The following is a 24,728-nucleotide window of genomic DNA, read 5'->3' on the forward strand; positions in this document are numbered from 1 at the left end:
GGGGGGCGTGTGGCCGCACCGGACGCGCCGGAACCGCGGGTCGGGCGGGTGCTCGACAGCGCGGCCGAGCTGCTGGTGCGCTGGGGCTACCAGCGCGTGACGATCGAGGACGTCGCCCGCGACGCCGGGATCGGCAAGGGCACCGTCTACCTGCACTTCCGGTCCAAGGACGCCCTGTTCCTCACCGTGCTGATGCGGGTGCACCGCCAGATCGTCGAGCGCATGGCCGACCGGATGGCGGCCGACCCGCAGGAGGTGCTGCCCAGCCGCACGATGCGCAGCCTCTACGAGGAGCTGATGGCCGAGCCGGTCGCACGCAGGCTCTACCTGGGGGATCCGGAGGTGCTCGGCCGCCTCGCCCACGAAGCCACCGACACCCTCGGCGAGCTCAGCGTGCGCCGCATGCGCGCCGTCGAGGAGCACATGCGCCTCCTGGCCGACGGCGGCTGCCTGCGCCCCGGCCTCGACCCCGATTCGGCGCTCTACGCGTTCGCCGCCATCAGCACGGGATTCCTGGCTGTCGACGGCCTCAGCGACACGCTCCCGCAGCTGGACGCCGAGGCCCGTGCCGACCTCCTCCAGCGCACCATCGCCGCGGCCATCGAGGTGCCGGACCCACCGGCGGCCGCGCTCGAGCGCGTGGCGCCTGGGATCGCCCAGCGCTACCGCGACCTGCTCGTCCACCTCGACCACGAGTGGCGCCGCCGCGTCCGCTGATCCGGACGGGCTGCGCCGGAACGGAGGCAGCGATGACCGCGACACCACCCGTCGTGCCGAACATCATGGACCCGGGGCTGATCGCCGATCCGGTCGCCGGCTACGGCCGGTTGCGGGAGCAGGCGCCCGTGGTGCGCGGCACGGCGCCCGACGGCACACCGGCGTGGTTCGCCACCAGGCAGGCCGAGGTGCGCACCGTCCTGTCCGACCCGCGCTTCGTCAACAGCGCCCGCTCGGTGCCGGGGGTCGAGGTCGACAGCGTGCGGGACAAACTCATCGAGCAGATCGGCGTGCCGGCCGACCTCGCGCACTACCTCGCCGACTCCATCCTCGACTACGACGGCGAGGACCACACGCGGCTGCGCAAGCTCGTGTCCCGCGCGTTCACCGTGCGCCGGGTCGCGGCGCTGCGCCCGCGCGTCGAGGAGATCACCACGGGCCTGCTCGACCGCATGGGCGAGCTCCCGGAACCCGTCGACCTCGTCGCCGAGTACGCCTACCCGCTGCCGATCACGGTGATCTGCGAGCTTGTGGGCGTGGCCGAGGAGGACCGGCCCGCCTGGCACCGGTGGAGCACCGCGCTCATGCGGATGCAGCCGGGCGCGGTGGCCACGGCCACCCGCGAGATGGTCGACCACGTCCTCGAGCAGATCGCCCGCCGTCGAGCGGAGCCCGCCGACGACCTGCTCACGGCCCTCGTGCACGTGCAGGAGGAGGACGGCGACCGCCTCAGCGCCGACGAGCTCGTGACGATGATCATCACGCTCGTCATCGCGGGTCACGAGACCACGGCGCACCTCATCGGCAACGCCACGCGCGCGCTGCTCACCCATCCCGACCAGCTCGAACTCCTGCGCGCCGACCCGGCTCTGTGGCCCGGGGCCATCCACGAGCTCATGCGGTTCTGCGGGCCCGTGCAGATCGCCCGCATGCGCTACGCCGCCGAGGACGTGGAGCTCGGTGGCGTGACGATCCGCCGTGGAGAGGTCGTACAGCCGGTGATCGTGTCCTCCAACCACGACCCGCGCGAGTACCAGGACGCCGACCGGCTCGACGTCACGCGGCGCCCGGCCGGCCGCGGGGAGGGCCACGTCGGGTTCGGCCACGGGTTCCACTACTGCCTCGGCGCGGCACTGGCCCGGCAGGAGGGCGAGCTGGCGCTGCGGGCGCTCGTCGAGCGGTACCCGCGGCTCGCGCTCGCCTCGGTGGAGCCGGAGTGGGTGCACGTTCCGGGGATGCGGCGTCTCGCCCGGCTCCCGGTGCGGCTGCGGTAGCCCCACGGGCTGGGTGCCGTCGCCGTCCGTCGGTCCGAATCGGGATCCGGGGATTGATCCCGGGCCCGGCTTGGTCAACTCTCTCCGTTCAGGGGGTCGGAGAGGGGTGAGGGGCGATGGGCGGCGACGGCACCGGCGATGCCGAACGCGACGAGGCCACGATCATCGAGGGGGCCGAAGCGCAGGGGGCCGAGGAGCCGCGGGCGGCAGAACCCGCCGAGAAGCCCGCCGAGAAGCCCGCCGAGCCCGGACGGTCGGTGGTGGCGGCCGTGCTGCTCAACCTCACCGGGCTCGGGCTCGGGTACCTCCACCTGCGCTGCTGGCTGCGGGCCACCGCGTGCCTCGTCATCGTCGCCGCGATGATCGCGGTCGCGTTCACCAACGACGCCTCCGGTACACCGTGGCTGTGGCGGATCCTCTTCGCCTCGTGGGTGGCGGCCACCGCGCTCGACGCCTGGGCGGTGGCCCGCCTGCGTCCGCGGCCGGCCACGTCGGCCGCGCGCCTGCGCCCGGCCGCCCTCGGGATCGTCGCCCTGCTCGTGGTGGTCGGCGGCCACATCGGCTACGCGGAGGCGGCCCGCGCCACCTACGCCACCGGGGTCGCGGCGCAGGCCACGGCCGACTGCACCGCGGCGAACCGCTCCTTCTCGCTGGTCACCGGGCCATACGAGCTCACGCTGAGCCGCGACGTGCCGGCCGCGGCGCTGCGCCGGGCCGAGTGCACGCAGTTCCTCGACGCCGAGCAGGCGGAGCGGGCCGGGACCCTCGCCGGCGCCGTGGCCGCCTACCAGACGTTCCGGCGCGACCACGCGGGCAGCGTGCTCGAGCCGTTCGCCCGCGACGGCGTGCGGCGCGTCCTGCAGGTGTGGGCGGTGGCCCTGCGCGGTGCGGGCGACCTGGACGGCGCCATCGCCCGGTACGGCGAACTGCTCGGGGAGCTCGGCACCGAGCCCGCTGCCGCCCAGGTGCGCGAGGACCTCGCCGCCACGCACGTCGAGCGCGCCACGGCGTCGCGCACCGCGATGGCCGCGGCCGCCGGCCAGGCCAGGGTCGACGCGATGCGCGCCGCGATGGACGACCTGCTCCTGGTGGGACGCGACCTCGCCGACACCACGTCCGCCGCCGGCGTGCCCCAGGCCGTGCTCGACACGTTCACCGAGGCCAACTCGGCGTTCGCCGAAGGGCGGTTCTGCGACGCGCTCCCGGTGCTCGACTACGCCATCACGCTTCCCGAGTCCGCAGGCGTCGCCGCGGTGGCCAACGGCGACCGCGCCCGCTCGCTGTCGGGGTGCGCGCTGGCCAACTTCGGCTCGGGCGACTACACCGGCGCCACCGACCGCTTCCAGACGTTGATGGTCGACTACCCGAACGACCCGGACGTGCCGCAGGCCCGCTCTGCCGTGATCACGGCGGAGGTGGGGCGGGCCGCCGGGGTGGCGCTGCCCCTCCCGGCGCCGCTCGGCGCGCCCGCGAGCGAGCCGGTGGTGCTCTACAACGCCGCGGCCACCGAGGTGCGCGTGCTCGTCGCGGGCCCCACCGCGCAGGAGATCACCCTGCCGGCCTGCCCCGGCTGCCCCCGGTCCTACGTCGCGGGCAGCGACTCCTGCCCCGGCGCCGCGGGCAAGCCGTCGAGCCCGATCCGGCTCCGCCCGGGCACCTACTACGTCCTGCAGGACCGGGAGGAGTTCGGGCCGGACGACTCGGTCAACGAGCCCATCACCGTCCAGCGGGGCGGCGGCGAGCTTTGCGTCACGGTGACGGCAGGCTGAGCCGGCGTCACCGGCGTTCGTGCAGCAGCAACAGCAGGTACGCGGCGAGCGTCTGCGCGTCGACCACCTCGGACCCCCGCACCATCGCCTCGAACTCCGCGACGGTGAACCAGCGGGCCTGCATGTCCTGCTCGCTCTCCTCACGGCTCACCGGGCCCTCGCGCAGGTCGGTGGCGAGGAAGACGTGCTCGCGCTGGCTGGACGTGCCCGGGGCGAGGTCGAGGTCGCCGAGGAACTCCATGTGCCCCGCCACGAGCCCGGTCTCCTCGGCCAGCTCGCGGGCCGCCAGCTCGGCGGGGTCGACCTCTGCGCGGTCCGGGGCGGTGCCCATCGGGAACTCCCAGCGCCGCTGCTCCACGGGGTAGCGGAACTGTTCCACCAGGTGCAGGCGGTCCCCGTCCCGCGGGATGATGATCGCCGCCGTCGGCTTGTCGACGACCCCGTAGATCCCCTCGCTCCCGTCCGCGCGCCGCACGGTGTCCTCGCGGACGGTCATCCAGTTGTTGGCGTACACCTGCCGACTGCTGATCCTGCGCACGCCTCCTACGGTGCCCCGCGCCCGGATCGGGCACGATCCCGGGGTGCGCGCGTCCCGGCTCGTCACCCTGCTGTTCACCCTCCAGCGCCTCCGGGGGGCGACCGCGGCCGAGCTCGCCCGTGAGCTGGAGGTGTCCGAGCGCACGATCTACCGCGACGTGGCGGCGCTGTCGGCCGCGGGCGTGCCGCTGTGGACCGAACCCGGCCGCGGCGGCGGGATCCGGCTGCTCGACGGCTGGCGCACCCGCCTCGACGGGCTGACCGCCCGCGAAGCGGCGGCGATCTTCGCCGTCGGCGCCCCGCAGGTGCTCGCCGAGCTCGGGATGAGCGCCGCGCTGGCCGGCGCGCAGGCCAAGCTGCTCGCGACGTTGCCCGCGCAGCTGCAGGACCACGCCCGGGCCGTGGCGGAGCGGTTCCACCTGGACGCGCCCGGCTGGTTCCACACCCCGCAGCAGGTGACGCAGCTGGCGGCGGTCGCAGAGGCCGTCTGGGAGCAGTGCAGGCTGCGGATCCGCTACCGGCGCAGGCAGGACGAGGTGGAGCGCACGATCGACCCGCTGGGGCTCGTGCTCAAGGCGGGCACCTGGTATCTGGCCGCGGGGGTCGACGGATCGACGACCCGCACGTACCGCGTCGACCGCATCACGGCCGCCGAGCCGACCGGCGAGCGATTCGACCGGCCCTACGGCTTCGACCTCGCCGAGTGGTGGGAGGCGGCGGCCGGGCGGTTCGAGAGCCAGATGCTGCACGCCACCGTGCGGCTGCGGGTCGGCCCGCGCGGGCTCAAGATCCTCCCGCACGCCGCCGACCACGACGCGGCGCTCAAGGCGATCGCCCAGGCCGCGCCGCCGGACGCCGAGGGCTGGCGCGAGCTCGAACTGGAGGTCGAGAGCATCGACGTCGCCGCGGGCCAGCTCACCGCGCTGGGCGGCGAGGTCGAAGCGCTCGAGCCGGACGAGCTGCGGACGGCCCTGGCCGCCGCGGGCGAGGCGCTGGCAGCAAGGAACGCGCCCCGCCGCTGAGGGCGCCCCGAATGCCGGCCCCGAATGCCGGCGCCGAATGCCAGCAAGGTGGCTTTACTGGCGTAATCGGCCAGCAAAGCCACCTTGCTGGCGTCCGCGCCGGCGTGGGGGCCGGCGTCGGGGCTCGCCGGCGCGCGCCGGGGCACCGGGCTCGGGGGCCTGCCCTACGCTCCACCCCGTGCGTCTCGTCATCGCTCGGTGCCAGGTCGACTACGTCGGGCGGCTCACCGCCCACCTGCCCATGGCGCCGCGGTTGCTGCTGGTGAAGGCCGACGGTTCGGTCAGCGTGCACGCCGACGACCGGGCCTACAAGCCGCTGAACTGGATGAGCCCACCGTGCTGGCTCGAGGAGCAGCCCGGCGTGTGGACGGTGCGCAACAAGGCCGACGAGTCGCTCGTGATCACGATCGACGAGGTGCTGCACGACTCGAAGCACGAGCTGGGCGTCGACCCGGGGCTGGTCAAGGACGGGGTCGAGGCGCACCTGCAGGAGCTGCTCGCCGCGCACCCGGCGACCCTCGGCGAGGGCTACACGCTCGTGCGTCGCGAGTACATGACGGCGATCGGCCCGGTGGACCTGCTCTGCCGCGACGCCGACGGCGGCTCGGTGGCTGTGGAGGTGAAGCGGCGCGGGGAGATCGACGGCGTCGAGCAGCTCACCCGCTACCTGGAGCTCATGAACCGGGACCCGTTGCTGGCTCCCGTGGCGGGGGTGTTCGCGGCGCAGCAGATCAAGCCGCAGGCCCGGACGCTGGCCGAGGACCGCGGCATCCGCTGCGTCACGGTGGACTACGACGCGCTGCGGGGTATGCAGCGCGACGACCTGCTGCTGTTCTGAGCCCCACCCACCGTACGAGCGGCACCCTCGTCCGATAGAGCGGTACGAAGGTGCCGTTCGTACGAGGGGGGCGCGCGCCCTACCCTTGGTTGATGACCGCCACCGAAGCGCCGGTGACCTTCGAGTCCCTCGACCCGCGCACCGGCGACGTCGTGGGCACACACCCGGTGCACGACGAGGCAGCGGTGCGCGCGGCGGTGGCCCGCGCCGCCTCGGGCGCCGAGTGGTGGGGCGGGCTCGACGCCGCCGAGCGCCGCGACCTGCTCACGTCGTGGCGCACGGCGCTGGTGCGCAAGCTCGAGGATCTCGCCGCCGTCGTGGTGGAGGAGACCGGCAAGCCGCTCGACGACGCGCGCCTCGAGCTCGTCCTCGCGATCGACCACCTCGACTGGGCCACCACGCACGCGGAGAAGGTGCTCGGCCGCCGGAAGGTGGCGCCCGGCCTGCTGATGGGCAACCAGGCGGCCAGCGTCACCTACCGGCCCTACGGCGTGATCGGCGTGATCGGGCCCTGGAACTACCCGGTCTTCACACCGATGGGCTCGATCGCCTACGCGCTGGCCGCGGGCAACGCCGTGGTGTTCAAGCCCAGCGAGCTCACCCCGGGTGTCGGCGTCGCGCTCGCCGACACGTTCACCGAGATCGTGGACGGGCGGCCGGTGCTGCAGGTCGTCACCGGGTTCGGCGACACGGGTGCTGCGCTCTGCCGCGCCCCCGGCATCGGCAAGATCGCCTTCACCGGCTCGACGGCCACCGGCAAGCGCGTGATGGCCGCATGCGCGGAGAACCTCGTCCCGGTGCTCGTCGAGTGTGGCGGCAAGGACCCGATGATCGTCGACGCCGACGCGGACCTCGACGCCGCGGCCGACGCGGCCGTGTGGGGCGGGATGTCGAACGCCGGGCAGACGTGCGCCGGGGTGGAGCGGGTCTACGTGCTCGACGCGGTGGCCGAGGAGTTCATCGCCAAGGTCGTGGCGAAGTCCCGTGGGCTGCGGGCCGGGTCCGGCGGAGCGTACGGGCCGATGACGATGGCGGGGCAGGTCGACGTCGTGCGCCGCCACGTCGAGGACGCGCTGGCGCGTGGCGGGCGCGCGGTGGTGGGCGGTCCGGAGTCGGTGCAGCCGCCGTTCGTGGAGCCGATCGTGATCGTCGACGTGCCGGAGGACAGCTGCGCGGTCACCGAGGAGACGTTCGGCCCGCTGCTCGTGGTGAACCGGGTACCGGACGTCGACGAGGCGGTGCGCCGCGCCAACGCCACCGCCTACGGCCTCGGCGCTGCCGTCTTCTCCCGGGCCGCCGGCGAGGAGATCGCCGCGCGGCTGCGGTGCGGGATGGTGGCCGTCAACGGGGTGATCTCGTTCGCCGGCATCCCCGGCCTCCCGTTCGGGGGAGTGGGCGACTCCGGGTTCGGGCGCATCCACGGCGAGGAGGGGCTGCGCGAGTTCGCCCGCCCGCAGGCGGTGGCCCGCAGGCGCTTCCCGCTGCCCGTGCCCGTCACGAGCTTCTCCCGCAGCGCGGGAACCATGAAGGCCGTTGTCGGGCTCGTGCGGGCACGCCACGGGAGGTAGCGGTCACACTGGGCAGCCGGATCCGGGGCCGGGTGGGAGGATCGCGGCGGTTCGTCGCTCGAAGCGGAGGTTGGCGTGCGGGAGTTCCGGACGGTCGGTGTCGTCGGCCTGGGCACGATGGGAGCGGGCATCGTCGAGGTGTTCGCCCGCAACGGGCTGCACGTGCTCGCCGCCGAGGTCGACGCCGAGGCCGTGGAACGCGGCCGGGTGCACCTGCAGACGTCCACCGCGCGGGCGGTGGGCCGCGGCAAGCTCACCCAGGAGGCCGCCGACGAGCTGATCGGCCGGGTCACCACCACCACGTCGCTCGCCGACCTCGCCGACGCCGACCTCGTGGTGGAGGCGGTGCCCGAGCACCTGGACCTCAAGACCCAGGTGCTCGCCGAGCTCGACCGCGTGTGCCGCCCCGACACGATCCTCGCGTCCAACACCTCCTCGCTGTCGGTCACGGAGCTGGCCGTGCGCACCGGCCGCCCCGGCAAGGTCGTCGGGATGCACTTCTTCAACCCGGCGCCGGTGCAGAAGCTCGTGGAGCTCGTCCGCACGGTCGTCACCGAGCCGGACGTCATCGAGGACGCCCGCGCGTTCGCGGCTTCGCTCGACAAGGTGCCCGTCGTGATCGGCGACCGGGCCGGGTTCATCGCCAACGCGCTGCTCTTCGGCTACCTCAACCACGCCGCGCGGATGTACGAGGAGCGCTACGCCACCCGCGAGGACCTCGACGCCGCGATGCGCTACGGCTGCGGCTACCCGATGGGCCCGCTCGCCCTGCTCGACCTCATCGGGCTGGACACGTCCTACGAGATCCTCGACACGATGTACCGGCAGTCGCGCAACCCGCTGCACGCGCCGGCACCGATCCTGAAGCAGATGACCACCGCGGGCCTGCTCGGGCGCAAGACCGGGCGCGGCTTCTACACCTACGCCAAGCCGCACAGCTCCGAGGTGGTGCCCGACGCGCTCACCCCGGCCTCGAAGATCCCGGCCGACGCGCAGGTGCGCGAGGTGCAGCGGGTCGGCGTGGTCGGCACCGGCACCATGGCGTCAGGCATCGTCGAGGTCTTCGCCAAGGCGGGCTTCGACGTGGTCGTGCGCGGGCGCACCGCGTCGAAGGCCGACGGGGCGATCGCGACCATCCGCAAGTCGCTGGACAAGGCCGTGGTGCGCGGCAAGCTCGAGGAGGCCGAGCGCGACGCGGCTCTCGGCCGCATCACCCCCACCACGCGCCTGGAGGACCTCGCCGACGTCGACCTCGTGGTCGAGGCCGTGGCCGAGGAGCTCGACGTCAAGCGCGCCGTGTTCGCCGCGCTCGACGAGATCTGCAAGCCGGGCGTGATCCTCGCCACCACCACGTCGTCGCTGCCCGTCGTCGAGTGCGCCGCGGCCACCTCGCGCCAGCAGGACGTGGTGGGCCTGCACTTCTTCAACCCGGCGCCCGTGATGAAGCTCGTCGAGGTGGTCTCCACGATCACGACCGGCGCCGACGTCATCGCCACCGGGATCGCGCTCTGCGAGCGCCTCGGCAAGGTGCCCGTCTCCTGCGGGGACCGGGCCGGGTTCATCGTCAACGCGCTGCTCTTCCCGTACCTCAACGACGCGGTCAAGATGCTGGAGGCGCACTACGCCACGGCCGACGACATCGACGCCGCGATGAAGACCGGCTGCGCGCTCCCGATGGGGCCGTTCGAGCTGCTCGACGTGGTGGGCCTGGACGTCTCGCTGGCCATCGAGCGCACCCTCTACCAGGAGTTCCGGCTCTCCGGGTTCGCCCCGGCGCCGCTGCTGGAGCACCTGGTCACGGCGGGCAGGCTGGGCCGCAAGACCGGCCACGGGTTCCGGGACTACAACTCGCGGTAGTGGCTCGTTCCCGCCGTCACCGCCGCCCGGAGCACGTGCCGCTGCGGTCGGCCGCGCTCACGCGTCGCGAGTCGGCCGGCGACGGCGACTGGGTGGTGCGCACCGTGCCCGGGTCGGCCGCGGGCAAGGACTACCGCTGCCCCGGCTGCCAGCAGGTGATCCGCGCGGGCACCGGGCACGTCGTCACCTGGCCCGCCGGCGAGCTCGGCTCGGTGGCCGACCGCAGGCACTGGCACGCGTCCTGCTGGGCCGCGCGGGCGCGCAGGCGGCCGGGCTAGCCAGCAGCGTTCAGCGGCTCGAGCCGGCCCGGGAGCGGCGGCGCCTGCGGCGCGACGGCTGGTGGGCTGCGGCCGGCTCCTCGGCGCGCTCGTCGTCCACCCCGTCGTCGCCCGCGGGCGTGTCGGCCGCCCGGTCGTCGGCATCGGCCGACGGTGCAGGGGCGGCGGGTGACGGGTCCGGGTCGTCGGCTGCGGGACGCGCGGCCGGGATGAGCTGCTCCGGCGCGATGTGCAGGGACCCGAGGGTGTCGTCGAGCATCATGCGCGTGCGCCCGAGCTGCTCGGCCATGCGGGCGCGCACGGCGACCAGCTCCTCGACGCGGCGCTCGGCCTCGTCGATGCGCTGACGCGCCTGCTCCTCCGCCTTCGCGACGATCTCGCGTGCCTCGGCGGCCGCGGACTGGCGCAGCTCGGCGGCATCGCGCAGCGCTGCGGAGTGGGCGGCGGCGAGGGCGGCGAGCGATTCCGCGCGCCGCTGGTCCATGGCGATGCGGAAGTCCTCCTCCACCGTCTTGCGGCGGGCCTCCGACTCCGCCCACGCCCGGGCCTGCGCCTCCTCGGCCGCCTCTTTCCGGGCCGCGAGATCGGCCTCGGTGGACGTGCGTTCGGCGGCCAGCCGTTCCAGGGCGGCATCGCGCTCCAGCCGGAACGCCTCCCGCTCCTCCGCGAGCTCCTGGCGCATCTTCTCCGCGTCGGTGCGCCCCTCCTCGCGGACCGCCTCGGCGTCGGCCTGGGCGGCCGCGAGCGTCTGCGCCGCCTGCGCGTCGGCCTCCTGGGTGCGCCGGTTCGCCTCCGCCTCGGCGCGCGCGAGCATGTCGGCGACCTCGTCCTCGGCGAGCCGCAGCATGGAGCGGATCCGCTCGGTGGTGCCCTGCGGGCTCTGGCTCGGGCTCGCCAGCGTGCGGACCTGCGCCCGCAGCTTCTCCGCCCGCACCCGGGCCTCGTCCAGCTCCCTCGCCAGCTGCACCGCCTGCGCGAGTGCCGCATCGCGATCGGTGACGAGGATGCTCACCTCGGCGTCGAGCCGGCGCAGGTGTGCATCGACCTGTCCCTGGTCGTAGCCCCTGCGCACGATCTCGAAGCCGGCGTCGGACGGGGGTGGTGCGGCGTTCCCGGCCATGGTGTCACCGTACCGGGCGCGCCTCGGACGGTGGTCGGCTGCGCGTTCGGAGGGTGAACAGCCTCACCCGTACGGGTGGGACCTGGTTCGATCAGACTCCCCGGAAGCGGTTGATCGCGTCCAGATGGCGCTCCCGCTTGTCCGGATCAGTGACGCCGAGTCCCTCCTGCGGGGCGAGCGCGAGCACGCCGACCTTCCCCTGGTGGCTGTTCGTGTGGACGTCGAGGGCCGCCTGCCCGGTCTCCGCGAGCGGGTAGACCTTCGACAGCGTCGGGTGGATCAGACCCTTGTCGATCAACCGGTTCGCTTCGAACGACTCGCGGTAGTTCGCGAAGTGCGAGCCGACGATCCGCTTGAGGTTCATCCACAGGTAGCGGTTGTCGTAGCTGTGCTCGTAGCCCGATGTGGACGCGCAGGTCACGATCGTCCCGCCCTTGCGCGTGACGTACACGCTCGCGCCGAACGTCTCCCGCCCCGGGTGCTCGAAGACGATGTCCGGGTCGTCGCCGCCGGTGAGCTCGCGGATCCGGGCGCCGAACCGCTTCCACTCCTGCTGGTCCTGGGTGTGCTCGTCCTTCCAGAACCGGTAGCCCTCCGCGCTCCGGTCGATGATCAGCTCCGCGCCCATCCGGCGGCAGATCTCGGCCTTCTGCGGGGACGACACCACGCACACCGGGATCGCGCCGCCGTTCAGCGCGTACTGGGTGGCGTAGGAGCCCAGCCCGCCCGACGCGCCCCAGATCAGCACCGTGTCGCCCTGCTTCATGTCGGCGCCGTGCCGGGACACGAGCTGGCGGTAGGCGGTGGAGTTGACCAGGCCGGGGCAGGCGGCCTCCTCCCAGGTGAGGTGGGCCGGCTTGGGCATGAGCTGGTTGGACTTCACCAGCGCGAGCTCGGCGAGCCCGCCGAAGTTCGTCTCGAAGCCCCAGATGCGCTGCTCGGGGTCGAGCATGGTGTCGTCGTGCCCGTCGGGGCTCTCCAGCTCCACCGACAGGCAGTGCGCCACCACCCGGTCGCCCGCCTTCCAGCGCGTGACGCCGGGCCCCGTGCGCAGGACGACGCCCGACAGGTCCGAGCCCACCACGTGGTAGGGCAGGTCGTGGCGCTTCGTCAGCTCCGAGAGCCGCCCGTAGCGGCGCAGGAACCCGAACGTCGGCAGCGGCTCGAAGATCGACGTCCACACGGTGTTGTAGTTGATCGCGCTGGCCATCACCGCGACGATCGCCTCACCCGGCCCCAGCTCGGGGGTCGCCACGTCGTCCAGGTGAAGGCTCTTGCGCGGGTCCTTCTCCCGCGTCGGGATGCCGGCGAACATCTCGGCCTCGTCGGCATGCACCGTGACACCCCGGTAGTGGTCGGGCACCTCGAGCCCGGCCAGGGCGTCGTACTGCTCGGCGAGGATGGCGTCGCGGATCTCCTGCACGGCTGCCTCCGTTGGCTCGGCTCCCGGCTACACCCGGTTACTGGGCGGTAGGGTAACCATGACGTGCAGGAATCCGCGCGTGACAGTGCCCACGTCGGGGCCCACGTCAGTGCTCTGCTGCCGGCTCCACGAGCTCCACGAGCACCCCGCCTGCGTCCTTCGGGTGCACGAAGTTGATGCGCGACCCGGCCGTGCCGCGCCGCGGCTCGTCGTAGAGCAACCGCAGGCCCTTCTCCCGCAGCGCCGCGCAGCTCGCGTCGACGTCGGCCACCCGGTAGGCCAGCTGCTGGATGCCCGGCCCGCTGCGGTCGAGGAACTTCGCGATCGCGGAGTCCTCCCGCAGCGGCGCGAGCAACTGGACCGCGGCACCCGCGTCGCCGGGCGCGGACAGCATCGCCTCGCGCACCCCCTGCTCGTCGTTCGTCTCCACGTGCGTGGCCACGAGCCCGAAGGTGGAGGCGTACCACTCGATCGCCGCGTCGAGGTCCGCCACCGCGATGCCGACGTGGTCGACCGCGAGGACCGTGTGTTCGCTCATCGGCGGAATGTAACCGCCGCAGCTCACGGCGGTCGACGCTGTGCGGGTCGTCACGGCCGCGATCGTGGCTACCCGCGGGTATCGTCGAGTCGCTCGCCAGTGCAGCCGATGGAGGTCAGTCGTGTCCGGATCCGTGATCGTCGCCGGGGCCCGCACGCCGATGGGCAAGATGTCCGGCGCGCTCAAGGACTTCAGCGGCGCCCAGCTGGGTTCCGTCGCCATCAAGGCCGCGCTCGAGCGGGCCGGTGTGGCGCCCGGCCAGGTCCAGTACGTGATCATGGGTCAGGTGCTCACGGCCGGCGCAGGCCAGATCCCGGCGCGCCAGGCGGCCGCGGGCGCGGGCATCCCCATGGACGTCCCGGCGCTCACGATCAACAAGGTCTGCCTGTCGGGGCTCGACGCCATCGCCCTGGCCGACCAGCTCATCCGGGCAGGTGAGTTCGACATCGTGGTGGCGGGTGGCCAGGAGTCGATGACGCAGGCCCCGCACCTGCTGCCGAAGTCGCGGGCCGGCTTCAAGTTCGGCGACGTCACACTGCTCGACCACATGTCGCACGACGGTCTCTTCTGCGCCTTCGACCAGCTGCCGATGGGCGCGGCCACCGAGAAGTTCAACGCCCGCTACGGCGTCACCCGCGAGGACCAGGACGCCTTCGCCGCGCGGTCGCACCAGCTGGCCGCCACGGCCGCCGCCGACGGCACGTTCGAGGCCGAGATCGCGCCCGTCAGCGTGCCGCAGCGCAAGGGCGACCCGATCGTCGTCTCCACCGACGAGGGCGTGCGCGGCGACACCACCGCCGAGGGCCTCGCGAAGCTGCGTCCCGCGTTCTCGTCCGACGGCACGATCACCGCGGGCTCGTCCTCCCAGATCTCCGACGGCGCCGCGGCCGTGGTCGTGATGAGCCGTGCGAGGGCCGAGGAGCTCGGTCTCACCTGGATCGCCGAGATCGGTGCGCACGGCGTGGTGGCGGGCCCCGACGCGAGCCTGCACGAGCAGCCGGCCAACGCCATCACGGCGGCGTGCGCCAAGGAGGGCATCGCCCCCACCGACCTCGACCTCGTGGAGATCAACGAGGCGTTCGCCGCCGTCGGGCTCGTGTCCACCAAGAAGCTTGGTATCGACGCCGACAAGGTCAACGTCAACGGCGGTGCGATCGCCCTCGGCCACCCGATCGGCATGTCGGGCGCGCGCCTCGCGCTGCACCTCGCGCTGGAGCTCGGCCGCCACGGCGGCGGAGTCGGTGCGGCCGCGCTCTGCGGCGGTGGCGGGCAGGGCGACGCGCTGATCATCCGCGTTCCCGCGGCGAGCTGAGCGGGCCTTGCCCCGCCGGGTCGACGTCCGCGAGCTGGTCGAACGCGCGCGGCGCGGCGAGCAGCTCGCGGTGGCCCGGCTGATCTCTCTCGTCGAGGACGGGGCCGAGAGCGCGCTGCGTGAGGTCGCGGCCGCCCTCGGCCCGCACACCGGGCGCGCCCACGTCGTGGGCCTCACCGGCCCGCCCGGCGTCGGGAAGTCGACCACCACCTCGGCGCTGGTGGGCAGGCTGCGCGCCCAGGGCCGGAAGGTGGGGGTGCTCGCCGTCGACCCGTCGTCGCCGTTCTCCGGCGGTGCGCTGCTCGGCGACCGGGTGCGGATGGGGGAGCACGCCACGGATGACGGCGTGTTCATCCGCTCGATGGCCACCCGCGGCCACCTCGGCGGGCTGGCCTGGGCCACCCCGCAGGCGCTGCGCGTGCTCGACGCCGCCGGGTGCGACGTGGTGCTCGTCGAGACCGTGGGCGTGGGCCAGTCCGAGGTGGAGGTCGTGGCCCTCGCCGACACCACCGTGGTGCTGCTCGCGCCCGGCGCGGGCGACGGCGTGCAGGCGGCGAAGGCGGGGATCCTCGAGATCGCCGACGTGTTCGTGGTGAACAAGGCCGACCGCGACGGTGCCCGGCAGACCGTGCGCGACCTGCGGCAGATGCTCGCGTTCGGCGAGCAGGGGACCGACGACCCGGAGGCGGGCGAGGTGTGGCGGCGGCCGGTGGTGCGCACCGTCGCCTCCCGCGGCGAAGGCGTGGACGAGCTCGTGGCCGCGCTCGACGACCACCGGTCGTGGCTCGACCGGGCAGGCGAGCGGGCCAGGCGGCGCCGGGCCAGGGCCGCGGCGGAGATCGAGGCCATCGCGCTCGAACAGCACCGCAGCCGCATCGGCGATCTGCGCGGCGCGGCCGGCCTTCCCCGGCTCGCGGAGCGCGTGGCCGCGGGCGAGCTCGACGCGTACGTGGCCGCCGACGCGCTCACCGCGCGGCTCGCCCGCGACACACCGCAGTCCGGCTGACCGGTCGCGTCAGGACAGGCGCAACGCGGCCAGGCGCTCCTGCGTGCGGGTGGAGCCGATCCGCTCGGCGAGCTCGCGGGCGGTGCGGGCGTGCCCGGCGGCGTCCTCGGGGTGCTCGGCGGCCAGGGCCAGAGCGAGGTCGGCGTGGACGGCTGCCAGGTGGCGCACCGACCGGGGCGGCGCGGCGAGGGCGCGCCGCAGCGGCTGGACGGCGCCCGGGTGGCCGAGGACGGCGAGCGCGTGGCCGTGCCAGCGGTCGAGGTCGGCGAGCTCGACCGGGACGGCGGCCGTTGCGACGTCGGCTGTGGCGATGGCGCGGCGCGCCTCGGACGCGTCGCCCAACGCTGCGGCCGTGGCGGCGCGCGCGCCGGCGAGGCGGGCGCGCGCCGGGCCCGGGAGCTCGGCCTCGGCCGCCTGCAGCAGGGCTTCGGCGGCGGCCGGCTCGTGGACGTCGAGCAGCACGGTGGCGAGGCCCGCGTACGCGTCGCCGGCCACGTCGGCCCGCTCCGCCTCGAGGGCAGCGGCCCGGGCTCGCTGGTAGCGCTGCCAGGCGAGGTCGGGACGGCCGCGATCGAGCTCCTGGGCACCCGCGAGGACGGCCGCCGGGGCCAGCACGGCCTCGACGCCCGCCCGCCCGGCCGGGGTGAGCGCGTGGAGGGCCGTGTCGTGCAGGCGCTCGACCAGCGCGCGGACGACCTCCCCGGCGCCGGTGGTGCCGAGCTCGTCGTCGAGCCGGACGGCGACGTCGAGCTGCTCGCGCCACAGGGCCAGCGCCGCGCCGTCGACCGCCGCCGCGGCGGCGAGCGCCGACCGGAGCCGGCCCGCCGCTCCTGCTGCCTCCGGGTCGGCAGGCGGCCCCGCGATGCCGAGCTCCTCCGGCGTGCGGCCGTAGAGCTCGCCGAGCAGGGAGCGGTACTGCGGCTCGGGCAGCGCGTGGCCGTTCTCCCAGCGTGAGAGCAGCGTCTTGAGGCTCGCCGCCCCGGCCACCGGGGCGCCGCTCGACCGGGCGAGCTCGGCCAGCTCCCGCGCCGCCTGCGACTGCGACCAGCCGCGCGCGGACCGTGCCGCCCGCAGCCCGCCCGCCGCACCACGCCCGGTCATGGGGTGGCGAGCCCCCAGCCCTCGACGGTGCCCTCGATCCGGGTCTCCGGCCCGACGCGCAACGTGCCCTTCCGGGCGGCGGGGGCGGTGGTCTCGATGTCGAGGAACGTGGAGACGGCGGTGCCCTCGAGCGCCACCTCGCCGTGGAACGCCGTGCGCTGGAAGGAGACGCCGCCCGCCAGCCGCGCCCCGCGCAGGTCGAGCCGGCCGTGGAAGGTGGCGTCGGTGAGGTGGACGACCTTGGACGCGTCGAGGCGTGCGAGCTTGGTGGCGCCGTGGAAGCGGGCGCGGCGCGCCGTGAGGCGACCGATCCGCCGGTCCTCCAGGCGGAGGAAGTCGAGCCGGGCCCCGGACAGGTCGAGGTGGTACCGGCGCTCGTCGGGATCTTCACCCCACGGGAGCAGGTCGGCGATCAGGCGCTGCGCGGTGCGCCGCACCTCCCGCTCCCGGTCGGCCTCCGGGTCGCTCGCCGGGGGCGCACCCGCCGGATCGGGGTGGTCGCTCAGCTCGGGGTGCTCGAACGGGCGCCGCAGGTAGGCGCACAGGACGTCGAGGACCGTCTGCTTGTACCGGGGCGTGGACCCGGCGAGCCAGGCCAGCGAGTGCAGCGCGCCCACCCGGACCTGGTCGGCCTCGTCGCCGAGCAGCTCGACGGAGCGGGCGAAGCGCTCGTCGGCGACCTTCTCGCCCTCCAGGTCGTGGCGGGCCTCCTCGACCCGGCGCCTGCGGTCGTTGAGCCACAACGCGTAGAGCGCCACCACCGCGCCGCCGCTCAACGCGCCCGTGCGGATGGCCTCGGACCGCGGTGCGCCGGGATCGACGAGCAGGAGCACCACCGTGGTGGCCACCGTGACCGCGATCGCCGCGAGCACCGTGGCCAGCAGCATCAGCCGACCCTTCATCCCTGGTTCCCCCTCGCCGCCGGGACGGGCGATCCCAGGATGTCGGGGATGCGGCTTAGTGTCAACGGCGTTGCCGCAACAGGGCGGCAACACCTGTGAGGGGGAGGCACCGTGGATCTCACGACGTGCTCGGTATGGGCGCTCGCCGGGTCGGCGGGTGGCGCGCTCGGCGGCTTCTGCGCGGGCCGGCGCAGCCGCCGCAGGCGGGAGTGGGGGCCGGCAGGGCCGAACAACCGGCCCGGGGCGCCCGGGAGGCGGCGGAGCAGGCGCCGGAGCAGCAGGCGGGGCGGGGCGCCGATGCGCTCGTGGCCGGGTGGGGCCGGGCACGGCGGGCCGCCTCCGGCCGACGGCGGGAGCGGAGGTGGTGCGGAGAAGGGCTGAGTCCCGCGCCGGTCGCCTCAGCGGCGCGTGTGCTCGTTGCCCTCCACGAAGTCGCCTGCCGCCTGCCGCACACGGCCGAGCAGGATGGTCAGCTGCGTCTCCTCGTCCGGGGTGAGGCCGCCCAGGCCGAAGTCGATCGCGGTCACCGACTTGGTGGCCTCCTCGCGCAGTGCCGAGCCGGCCTCGGTGATCTCCACGAGCGTGGCGCGCCGGTCGGTGGGGTGCGGGATGCGGCGCACCAGGCCGTCGGCCTGCAACCGGTCCACGATGTTCGTCACGCTCGTGGGGTGCAGCTGCAGCCGTTCCCCCATCACGCGCATGGGCAGGCGCCCGGTGCGGGAGAACGTGAGGAGCACCAGTGCCTCGTAGCGGGCGAAGGTCAGGCCGTGGGGCTTCAGCGCGCCGTCCACGGCGGAGAGGAGGATCTGCTGCACCCGCATCACGCTCGTCACGGCGGCCATGGTGCGGGCCGGGCCGATCCGCTCGTCCCACAGTTCGGCTGCGCGCAGAATCGGGTCGAAGGGCAGCGGCTGCCGACGGGCCATGACTCGCGACGTTAGCAGTGTTGCTGTCACGAGCAGGCCGGCGCGCGCTCGGCTCGCGGCGAAGAGGGCTGCTGAGGCAGGGTGATCGCATGCTCTTCGCCTTCAGCATCGCGCCTGCCGGCACGCCCGGTGACAGTGTGAGTGCGGCCGTCGCCGACGCCGTCCGCGTGGTCCGGGAGTCCGGCCTGCCCAACGAGACCACCTCGATGTTCACCACGATCGAGTCCGAGACGTGGGACGAGGGGATGGAGGTCGTCAAGCGCGCCGTGGAAGCGGTGCAGGCCCACGCGCCGCGGGTGAGCCTCGTGCTCAAGGCCGACATCAGGCCGGGGTACACCGGGCAGCTGCGGTCGAAGGTCGAGCGCGTCGAGGCCGCGCTCGAGGAGGGCTGAGAACGCGAGGAGGGCCGCACGGTTCTCGTGCGGCCCTCCTCGGTGAGTGCCCCGGCGTCAGCCCAGGGCGACGTTCAGGGTGAAGAAGAAGACCCCGATCAGGATCGCCGCACCGCCGAGCAGCATCGCGATCTTCGCCATCTTCGCGGCGGCGGGCCGGCGCACCGCGGCCGCGCCGAGGCCGATGGCGACGGCGCCCACGATCCAGCCGACGATCGAGATCGGGCTGACGAGCAGGGCGATCGCCCCCACGATCAGGGCCACCTTGCCCAGCACGGGGCTCTCGCTCTTGGCGGTCTTCTTGCGGGCGTCCTCGAGCAGGCGGTCGGCGACGGTGTTCTCCGTGCTCATGCAGGTTCCTTCGAGTGAGGGAAGCCGCGGGGTGCGGCCGAGCGGATGTCTACGCAGAGCGACCGTGCGGTCACTCCTACATGCTCAACGAGTGGCCCGCTGGTCTGGTGCTCGCCCGGTCCGGTGATCGGTGGCGCAGCGCGATCGGACGAATTCAGCGCGTGATCACCGGCTGTGAGGAGTTCCCGTCCGGCTCGACCCGATCGGCTGATGTTCGGCGGCTGCGCGCGCCGGCGGCCGCCGGTGGCAGGATGAACGGCGTGTCTCGACCCGATCCTCGTCAGGCGGCGCAGACGGCCGCATTGTCGCGCGCGATGGCCGGTGCGGTCGACCTCTCCGCGTTGAAGGCCCGGTCCGAGGCGGCCGCCCGCCAGCAGGCGGCGCCGCCCGACGGCGGCACCGGAGGTGGTGGCCGGTTCGTCGTCGACGTCTCGGAGCAGAGCTTCCAGGCCGACGTGCTGGAACGCTCCCTGCAGGTGCCGGTCGTCGTCGACCTCTGGGCCGAGTGGTGCGGGCCCTGCAAGCAGCTCTCCCCGGTGCTGGAGCGCCTCGCGGAGGCCGGCAACGGGGCCTGGATCCTCGCCAAGGTCGACGTCGACGCCAACCCGCGGATCGCCCAGGCCTTCGGGGTGCAGTCCATCCCGATGGTGGTCGCGGTGGCCGGCGGGCAGCCGATCGACGCGTTCCAGGGCGCGCTGCCGGAGCCGCAGGTCAAGCAGTGGATCGGCGCCCTGCTCGACGCGTTGCGCGAGCGGATGCCCGCCATCGCCCAGGCCGAGGCGGGCGCCACCGGCGCCGAGCCCGCAGAGGAGCCGGAGGACCCGCGCTTCACGGCCGCCGAGGACGCCCTCGAACGCGGCGACTACGCCGCCGCCGAAGCCGCCTACCAGCAGATCCTGGCGGCCGAGCCGGCCAACGAGCAGGCCGCCGCCGCGCTGGCGCAGGTGCGGTTCCTCGCGCGCACCGAGTCGGCCGACCCGTCGTCGGTGGCCCGGGCCGACGCCGCGCCCGACGACGTCGACGCGCAGCTCGCCGCCGCTGACGCCGAGGTGGCGGGCGATCGCGCCGAGGCGGCCTTCGACCGTCTCGTGAAGACCGTGGCCCGCACCGCGGGCGACGAGCGCGAACGCGTCCGCCAGCACCTGGTGGGCCTGTTCGAGCTGTTCCCGGCCGACGACGCTCGGGTCACCGCGGCCCGCCGCGCGCTGGCCCGGGCGCTCTTCTGAGCCCGGCATGATCCGCGGTATCGGTTGTCCATGGTCGCGGTGACAGCCATGGACAACCGATACTCGCGATCTTCCTACCCCTGATCAGCGGGCGTGGGCGGCCTCCACCCGGTCGATCTCCGCGAGCAGGGAGTCACGCAGCTGCGTGGGGCAGTAGGCGGCGCGGGCACCCGTGCGGGCGATGGCGGCCAGCTCGGCGACCCCCATCCCGAAGGCCTCGTGGCAGAGCAGGTACTCGGCGTCGAGGTCGGTGTGGAACATGCCCGGGTCGTCGGTGGCGAGGGTGACCGGAACCCCGGCGGCCACGAGCGCGGGCAGCGGGTGCTCGGCGACGTCCCGCACCGCGCCGGTGCGCAGGTTCGAGACGGGGCAGACCTCCAGCGCGATGCCGTGCTCGGCGAGGTGCTCGAGGAGCCGCGGGTCGCCCGCGGCTCCGATCCCGTGCCCGACCCGCTCCGCGCCGAGCTCGGTGACCGCCGCCCACACCTCGTCCGGCCCGACGGTCTCCCCGGCGTGCGGAAGGCTGTGCAGGCCGGCGGCGACGGCGCGGCGGAAGGCGGGTGCGAAGTCCGCCCGGCGGACACCGGCCTCGGGCCCGCCCAGGCCGATGCCGACCGTGCCCTCCGGCCGGTGGCGGACCGCGAAGTCGACGGTTTCCTCCGCGCCGGCGGGCCCGAGCGCGGCGTCGGCGTCGAACACCCAGCCCAGCTCCACGCCGTGCCGCTCCCGCGCCAGCGCGCGGCCGTCGGCGAGCGCCGCGGCGAGGTCGGCGTAGCCGATCCCGGCCATGTGGTTGCGCACCGGCGTGACCTGGACCTCGGCGTAGCGCACGCTGCGCAGCGCCAGCTCGGCGGCGAGCCCGTCGAGCAGCGTGACGACGTCGGCGCCCGTGGTGACCAGCCGGTTCACCCGGTGGTAGACGGTGAGGAAGTGCGGGAAGTCGGTGAAGCCGTAGAAGCGGCGCAGCTCGTCGCGGTCGGTGGGGACCCCGCCGCCGGGGTGGCGGCGGGCCAGGGCGAGCACGGTGTCGAGGGAGGCAGAGCCCACCAGGTGCAGGTGCAGCTCGACCTTGGGCAGGGCAGCGACGAACGCCGCCACGGGGGACGGGGACACGGGAACCTCTCGGGAGGACGGGACGGACGGCGGGCGCGAGCGCGCTCCTACCAGTCGGCGTCGCCCCGGTCGTAGCACTGCCCGTACAGCGGCCGCCGCAGCAGCTCGGCCGTCCGGAGATCCACGAGCGCCAGTTTCACCGCCGGCCGCACCGGCGTCAACCCCAGCTCAACAGGCCGACGGGCCCTCGAGCAGGCCGGTGCGGAAGCGGCCGATGCGCTCGAACCCGTGGTCGGCCGGGTCGGAGGCACCGGCGGCGTCGCGGGCCACCCAGTCGGCGGCGAGCAGCACCTGCACGGCCTCGTCGAGGTCGCCCGGGGAGAGCTGGAACCCGTCGTCGGCGCCGAACAACCGGCCCGTGTAGGCCCCGGTGAGGCAGGTGGCGGCGGCACCGGCAGGCAGGCCGACGGCCGACAGCCCGCTGGCGTCGCGCATCGCGAGGCCGTAGCGGCTCGCCAGGACGGTGGCGCCCGCGAAGTCGCCGACCTGGTCGTGGAGCCGCTGGAGCGCGGCGATGTCGACGGCCACCCCGCCGTCGTCCGGGCAGTACGCGGCGGGCCCCTGCGCGACGAGGTCGGGATCGGGGCAGGCCGCGCCGCTGGAGAGCGGCGGTGGCGTCCACGCGGGAGCCAGCCCGCCGAAGAACTCGGCCGCGTCCCGTTCGACGAACGCGAGCAGCTCGCGCAACGGCAGGTTGCCACCCCGCGCCAGGTCGGCCTCCGAGCCGAACCGGCGCTGGGTGAACGTGCGGTTCTCCAGCGTCATGCCGCCGCACAGCGTGGCGCCCTCGGTCCACCCGTCCTGGAACGCCGAGACCCGGTCGAACGCGTTGCCGTGGGCGGACTCGTCGACCGCGGCCACCCCGAGCGGATCGCGGAAGCCGACGAGCGCCTGCATCGCCTGGTCGCGCTCGGTGGCGCCCAGCGGGAGGCCGGCGACGGGGTCGTCGGCGAAGTGGGCCAGCGCGGCGCCCGCGTAGCAGTCGGCCATCGACTCGAGCAGGATCGTGGGGAACCGCTCCGGGTCGCCGGCCTGCGCGGCGTCCAGCCCGAGCCGCGACTGCACGGCGTGGCCCACCTCGTGGGCGAGCACCACCGCCACGCCCACCGGGCCGAACCGATCGTGCAGCGCCGGGATCAACCCGTCGGCGTCCCACGCCACGATGTCGGCGGACGGGCAGTAGAAGGCCTGGTCGGCGACGTCGGCCGCGCGGTTGACGCACGGCGGCACCGGGGCGTCCGGGTCCTGCGTGGCCACCGGGACGAAGTCGCTGATGTCGCTCCACTCGCGACCGAACGCGGCCGGGAGTTCGGCGCGCCAGAACTCCTGCAGGGCCTCGGTGGCGGCCTCCGCGACCCGGCCGGCCGGCCCGGGCCCCACCGCGAGCGCGGCGGCCGCCTGCGTGGGCGGCGGCGTGGGGCGCGCGCTGCCGGGCACGGCGACGCTGCAGCCTCCCGCGAACAGGATGAGGGCCGCGACGACGAGGGCGGTGAGCCGGCTGGTCGGTGCGCGCACGCGCTCCATCATCGCGTGCCGGGCCGCTGCGGGGGAGCGGTTCGGACGAACAGGGGGCGGCGGGATAGCGTCAGGCACCGTGTCCCTGCTGAACCGAGAGCCGGGCCGGCGGGCGCTGGTGGTGTCCGGACTGCTGGTGCTGGCCTCGCTCGTCGCCGCCGTGGTGCTGCACGTCCGGCACCCCGACGCGCTGGTGACGCTGTTGCCCGGGGCCGACATGCGCGACCTGCACGTCGACTTCGACACGTTCTGGCACTCCGCGGTGGCCCTCGTCTCGGGCGCGGACATCTACGACACGCCGGCGAAGCTGACCAACCTCAACCCGCCGCTGCTGACCGTGCTGCTGGTGCCGTTCGCCTGGCTGGACGCGCTCACCGCCTACCGGGTGTTCGCGGTGTTCACGCTGCTCCTGGTGGTGGCCTCGGTGCTCGCGGTGGCCAGGGAGGTGCGGCTGTCCCGCACCGCCACGGCACTGGCGCTGCTCGCTGTGCTGGCCTCCTCCCCGCTGCACGGCACGCTCGTGCTCGGGCAGATCTACCCGCTGCTCCTCACGGGTCTCGTCGCAGGCTGGATCGCCGAGCGCCGCGGGCGGCCGGTGCTCGCCGCCGTGCTGTACGGGGTCACGGTGGCGCTCAAGCCGTCGCTCGCGCCGGTGCTGCTCCTGCTCGCGGTCCAGCGCCGGTGGGCGCCGCTGCGCGCGGGCGTCGCCGCCGCCGCGGTGGCGACGATCGCGGGGGCGCTCGTCGCCGGGCCCTCCAGCGCGATCGAGTGGCTGAAGATCGCCTTCACCGAGCCGGTGCCGGACACCGTCGACAACGCGTCCCTGCCCGGGCTGGCCGTGCGGTTCGGGGTGCCGTCGGTGGTCGGCACGCTGGCGGGCCTGGTGGTGCTCGTCGGCACGCTCGTCTGGATCGGCAGGCGGCGCGACCGGATCGACCCGGCAGGCACCGCGCCGTGGGCGGTGCTGGCGGCCGGGCTGCTGTTCTCCCCGATCGCCTGGCACAACTACCTCCTGCTGCTGTTCCCCGGCGCGCTCGCGCTCGTGCCACTCGGGCTGGGCGCGCTCACGGCCGCGGGACTCGCGCTGGCCGTCATCCCGGTGTCGTGGAACGCCGAGTGGCCGCCCGACAACACCCTCGCCGACGTCGCCCGCTCGCTCTACTGCCTGATCCTGGTGGGCTACTGGGCGGTGCTGCTGTCGTCGTCGGTGCGGTCGGCCCGCTCGTCCGCGGCCGCGGGGGCACCGGCGCCGGTGTCCTCCTCGGTGCCCGACTGACCGGCCGACCCGCCCGCGAACGGCCGCGGCTCCGGTGACGGGGCTCCGCCCGCCCGCGCGGGGCTCCACGGCGCGGCGGCGGACTCGTCCGCACCGTGCGCGCCCCCGGACGGGGTGGTGCGCCGCTCGACGGTGGGCGCGCTCGTGCCCGCGCCGACGCCGGGCGGCCCGGCGACCGCCGACGGCCGCTGCGGGGCGCGGGTGGCCGGGGCCTCGGCGGCCGGGTCCGGTGCGCCGCCGGTGAACGCCGCCTCCCGGCTCGGAACCTCGGGCGCGGGGGCGCGCTCGGTGGACGGCGCACCGGCCGAGGAGACGCTCGGGGTGGGTGCGCTGTCGGCGGCTGCCGGTTCGGGTGTCGGCGTGGTCGTCGGCGTGGCAGCCCGTTCGGTGGCCGGGCTCTCGGAGGCGCCCGGGACGGGGACGCTGCCGCCGGAGGCCGGCCCCGGAGCGGGTGCCGTCTTCGGCGAAAGGGCCGGCGCGGCGGCCAGGGCCTCGGCGGCGACCGGGGTCGGAGTGGGCGTGCCTGCCAGCTCTCGGGTGTCGCCGGCCGCGTCCTCGGCGCCGGCGTCGGCCGGGTTGACCGCGCTGCCCGTGGGTGCCGACTCGGAGGCCTCGGCGGCGGGAACCGTCCGGCTGGGCGCGCCGCCGGTGGAGGCCGGCTCCGGGC

General features: G+C 74.7%; 24 protein-coding genes. 14 read left to right on the forward strand and 10 right to left on the reverse strand.

Features of this window, described 5'->3' with window-relative positions; translation table 11 throughout:
- The first annotated feature begins 9 nt into the window (after nt 1-9).
- The 3 genes from ACFPL3_RS03990 (at nt 10) to ACFPL3_RS04000 (ending at nt 3,760) form a co-directional block, all read left to right on the forward strand.
- Entirely contained in the window at nt 10-717 is a 708-nt protein-coding gene (locus ACFPL3_RS03990; RefSeq protein ID WP_343942370.1) for a TetR/AcrR family transcriptional regulator, read from the forward strand.
- Nucleotides 718-749: 32 nt separating this feature from the next.
- Entirely contained in the window at nt 750-1,991 is a 1,242-nt protein-coding gene (locus tag ACFPL3_RS03995) for a cytochrome P450 family protein (protein WP_343942369.1), read from the forward strand.
- Between the two features lie 116 nt (nt 1,992-2,107).
- Nucleotides 2,108-3,760, forward strand: a complete 1,653-nt coding sequence (locus ACFPL3_RS04000) for a hypothetical protein (protein WP_343942368.1) — start codon at nt 2,108-2,110, stop codon at nt 3,758-3,760.
- A gap of 7 nt (nt 3,761-3,767) precedes the next feature.
- Here the strand turns inward: ACFPL3_RS04000 and ACFPL3_RS04005 are convergent, their stop codons facing one another.
- The gene (locus tag ACFPL3_RS04005; protein WP_379588388.1) at nt 3,768-4,256 is read right to left on the reverse strand and encodes an NUDIX domain-containing protein; all 489 of its coding nucleotides are present in this window, start codon (nt 4,254-4,256) and stop codon (nt 3,768-3,770) included.
- 85 nt (nt 4,257-4,341) lie between these two features.
- Here ACFPL3_RS04005 and ACFPL3_RS04010 point away from each other — a divergent pair, with 85 nt between their 5' ends.
- From ACFPL3_RS04010 to ACFPL3_RS04030, 5 genes are all read left to right on the forward strand, one after another.
- A complete protein-coding gene (locus tag ACFPL3_RS04010; protein WP_343942366.1) occupies nt 4,342-5,319 on the forward strand; it encodes a helix-turn-helix transcriptional regulator in 978 nt (325 codons plus the stop codon).
- Nucleotides 5,320-5,497: 178 nt separating this feature from the next.
- Nucleotides 5,498-6,157 carry an endonuclease NucS gene (gene nucS / locus ACFPL3_RS04015; protein ID WP_343942365.1) on the forward strand — a complete coding sequence of 220 codons (660 nt, stop codon included), beginning with the start codon at nt 5,498-5,500 and terminating at the stop codon, nt 6,155-6,157.
- A gap of 92 nt (nt 6,158-6,249) precedes the next feature.
- A complete protein-coding gene (locus ACFPL3_RS04020) occupies nt 6,250-7,725 on the forward strand; it encodes an aldehyde dehydrogenase family protein (protein ID WP_343942364.1) in 1,476 nt (491 codons plus the stop codon).
- A 75-nt stretch (nt 7,726-7,800) separates the two neighbouring features.
- On the forward strand, nt 7,801-9,582 hold the full coding sequence (locus ACFPL3_RS04025; RefSeq protein WP_343942363.1) for a 3-hydroxyacyl-CoA dehydrogenase family protein: 1,782 nt from the start codon (nt 7,801-7,803) through the stop codon (nt 9,580-9,582).
- 35 nt (nt 9,583-9,617) lie between these two features.
- Nucleotides 9,618-9,860 carry a hypothetical protein gene (locus ACFPL3_RS04030; RefSeq protein WP_343942362.1) on the forward strand — a complete coding sequence of 81 codons (243 nt, stop codon included), beginning with the start codon at nt 9,618-9,620 and terminating at the stop codon, nt 9,858-9,860.
- Between the two features lie 10 nt (nt 9,861-9,870).
- On the opposite strand, the gene ACFPL3_RS04035 is transcribed toward ACFPL3_RS04030, so the two are convergent.
- The 3 genes from ACFPL3_RS04035 to mce all read right to left on the reverse strand — a co-directional run bounded on the left by ACFPL3_RS04035 (nt 9,871) and on the right by mce (nt 12,941).
- The gene (locus ACFPL3_RS04035; protein ID WP_379588377.1) at nt 9,871-10,980 is read right to left on the reverse strand and encodes a coiled-coil domain-containing protein; all 1,110 of its coding nucleotides are present in this window, start codon (nt 10,978-10,980) and stop codon (nt 9,871-9,873) included.
- A gap of 91 nt (nt 10,981-11,071) precedes the next feature.
- Nucleotides 11,072-12,403 (reverse strand): crotonyl-CoA carboxylase/reductase, encoded by a 1,332-nt coding sequence (gene ccrA / locus ACFPL3_RS04040; RefSeq protein ID WP_343942360.1) that lies wholly within the window; start codon nt 12,401-12,403, stop codon nt 11,072-11,074.
- Nucleotides 12,404-12,509: 106 nt separating this feature from the next.
- Entirely contained in the window at nt 12,510-12,941 is a 432-nt protein-coding gene (gene mce, locus ACFPL3_RS04045; RefSeq protein ID WP_343942359.1) for a methylmalonyl-CoA epimerase, read from the reverse strand.
- Between the two features lie 121 nt (nt 12,942-13,062).
- Between mce and ACFPL3_RS04050 the strand changes: the two genes are divergently transcribed.
- Together ACFPL3_RS04050 and meaB are read left to right on the forward strand one after the other, a co-directional pair.
- Entirely contained in the window at nt 13,063-14,253 is a 1,191-nt protein-coding gene (locus ACFPL3_RS04050) for an acetyl-CoA C-acetyltransferase (protein WP_343942358.1), read from the forward strand.
- A 7-nt stretch (nt 14,254-14,260) separates the two neighbouring features.
- Complete coding sequence (gene meaB, locus ACFPL3_RS04055) at nt 14,261-15,259, forward strand: methylmalonyl Co-A mutase-associated GTPase MeaB (RefSeq protein ID WP_343942357.1); 999 nt, start codon at nt 14,261-14,263, stop codon at nt 15,257-15,259.
- A gap of 9 nt (nt 15,260-15,268) precedes the next feature.
- Here the strand turns inward: meaB and ACFPL3_RS04060 are convergent, their stop codons facing one another.
- Nucleotides 15,269-16,360, reverse strand: coding sequence for a hypothetical protein (locus ACFPL3_RS04060; RefSeq protein WP_379588378.1), 1,092 nt, complete (start codon nt 16,358-16,360; stop codon nt 15,269-15,271).
- Nucleotides 16,357-17,262 carry a pentapeptide repeat-containing protein gene (locus ACFPL3_RS04065; RefSeq protein ID WP_343938085.1) on the reverse strand — a complete coding sequence of 302 codons (906 nt, stop codon included), beginning with the start codon at nt 17,260-17,262 and terminating at the stop codon, nt 16,357-16,359. The genes ACFPL3_RS04060 and ACFPL3_RS04065 overlap by 4 nt, the downstream gene beginning before the upstream one ends.
- Before the next feature lie 111 nt (nt 17,263-17,373).
- Here ACFPL3_RS04065 and ACFPL3_RS04070 point away from each other — a divergent pair, with 111 nt between their 5' ends.
- On the forward strand, nt 17,374-17,643 hold the full coding sequence (locus ACFPL3_RS04070; protein ID WP_343938083.1) for a hypothetical protein: 270 nt from the start codon (nt 17,374-17,376) through the stop codon (nt 17,641-17,643).
- Nucleotides 17,644-17,660: 17 nt separating this feature from the next.
- On the opposite strand, the gene ACFPL3_RS04075 is transcribed toward ACFPL3_RS04070, so the two are convergent.
- Nucleotides 17,661-18,188: a MarR family winged helix-turn-helix transcriptional regulator gene (locus ACFPL3_RS04075; protein ID WP_343938080.1), complete on the reverse strand. Its 528-nt coding sequence runs from the start codon at nt 18,186-18,188 to the stop codon at nt 17,661-17,663.
- A gap of 89 nt (nt 18,189-18,277) precedes the next feature.
- On the opposite strand from ACFPL3_RS04075, the gene ACFPL3_RS04080 reads away from it, so the two are divergent.
- A complete protein-coding gene (locus ACFPL3_RS04080; protein WP_343938078.1) occupies nt 18,278-18,580 on the forward strand; it encodes an MTH1187 family thiamine-binding protein in 303 nt (100 codons plus the stop codon).
- A 57-nt stretch (nt 18,581-18,637) separates the two neighbouring features.
- Here the strand turns inward: ACFPL3_RS04080 and ACFPL3_RS04085 are convergent, their stop codons facing one another.
- Nucleotides 18,638-18,931 (reverse strand): hypothetical protein, encoded by a 294-nt coding sequence (locus ACFPL3_RS04085; protein WP_343938076.1) that lies wholly within the window; start codon nt 18,929-18,931, stop codon nt 18,638-18,640.
- A gap of 314 nt (nt 18,932-19,245) precedes the next feature.
- Between ACFPL3_RS04085 and ACFPL3_RS04090 the strand changes: the two genes are divergently transcribed.
- Nucleotides 19,246-20,157, forward strand: a complete 912-nt coding sequence (locus tag ACFPL3_RS04090) for a tetratricopeptide repeat protein (RefSeq protein WP_343938075.1) — start codon at nt 19,246-19,248, stop codon at nt 20,155-20,157.
- 84 nt (nt 20,158-20,241) lie between these two features.
- Here ACFPL3_RS04090 and add read toward each other — a convergent pair whose 3' ends face one another.
- On the reverse strand, nt 20,242-21,270 hold the full coding sequence (add, locus tag ACFPL3_RS04095) for an adenosine deaminase (RefSeq protein ID WP_343938074.1): 1,029 nt from the start codon (nt 21,268-21,270) through the stop codon (nt 20,242-20,244).
- Between the two features lie 168 nt (nt 21,271-21,438).
- The gene (locus ACFPL3_RS04100) at nt 21,439-22,785 is read right to left on the reverse strand and encodes a neutral zinc metallopeptidase (RefSeq protein WP_379588379.1); all 1,347 of its coding nucleotides are present in this window, start codon (nt 22,783-22,785) and stop codon (nt 21,439-21,441) included.
- Between the two features lie 79 nt (nt 22,786-22,864).
- On the opposite strand from ACFPL3_RS04100, the gene ACFPL3_RS04105 reads away from it, so the two are divergent.
- On the forward strand, nt 22,865-24,061 hold the full coding sequence (locus ACFPL3_RS04105) for a glycosyltransferase family 87 protein (protein ID WP_343945209.1): 1,197 nt from the start codon (nt 22,865-22,867) through the stop codon (nt 24,059-24,061).
- Nucleotides 24,062-24,728 lie beyond the last annotated feature (667 nt).

Origin of the sequence: Pseudonocardia zijingensis, assembly GCF_042657305.1 — a bacterium.
In the GTDB taxonomy this organism is placed as follows: domain Bacteria; phylum Actinomycetota; class Actinomycetes; order Mycobacteriales; family Pseudonocardiaceae; genus Pseudonocardia; species Pseudonocardia zijingensis.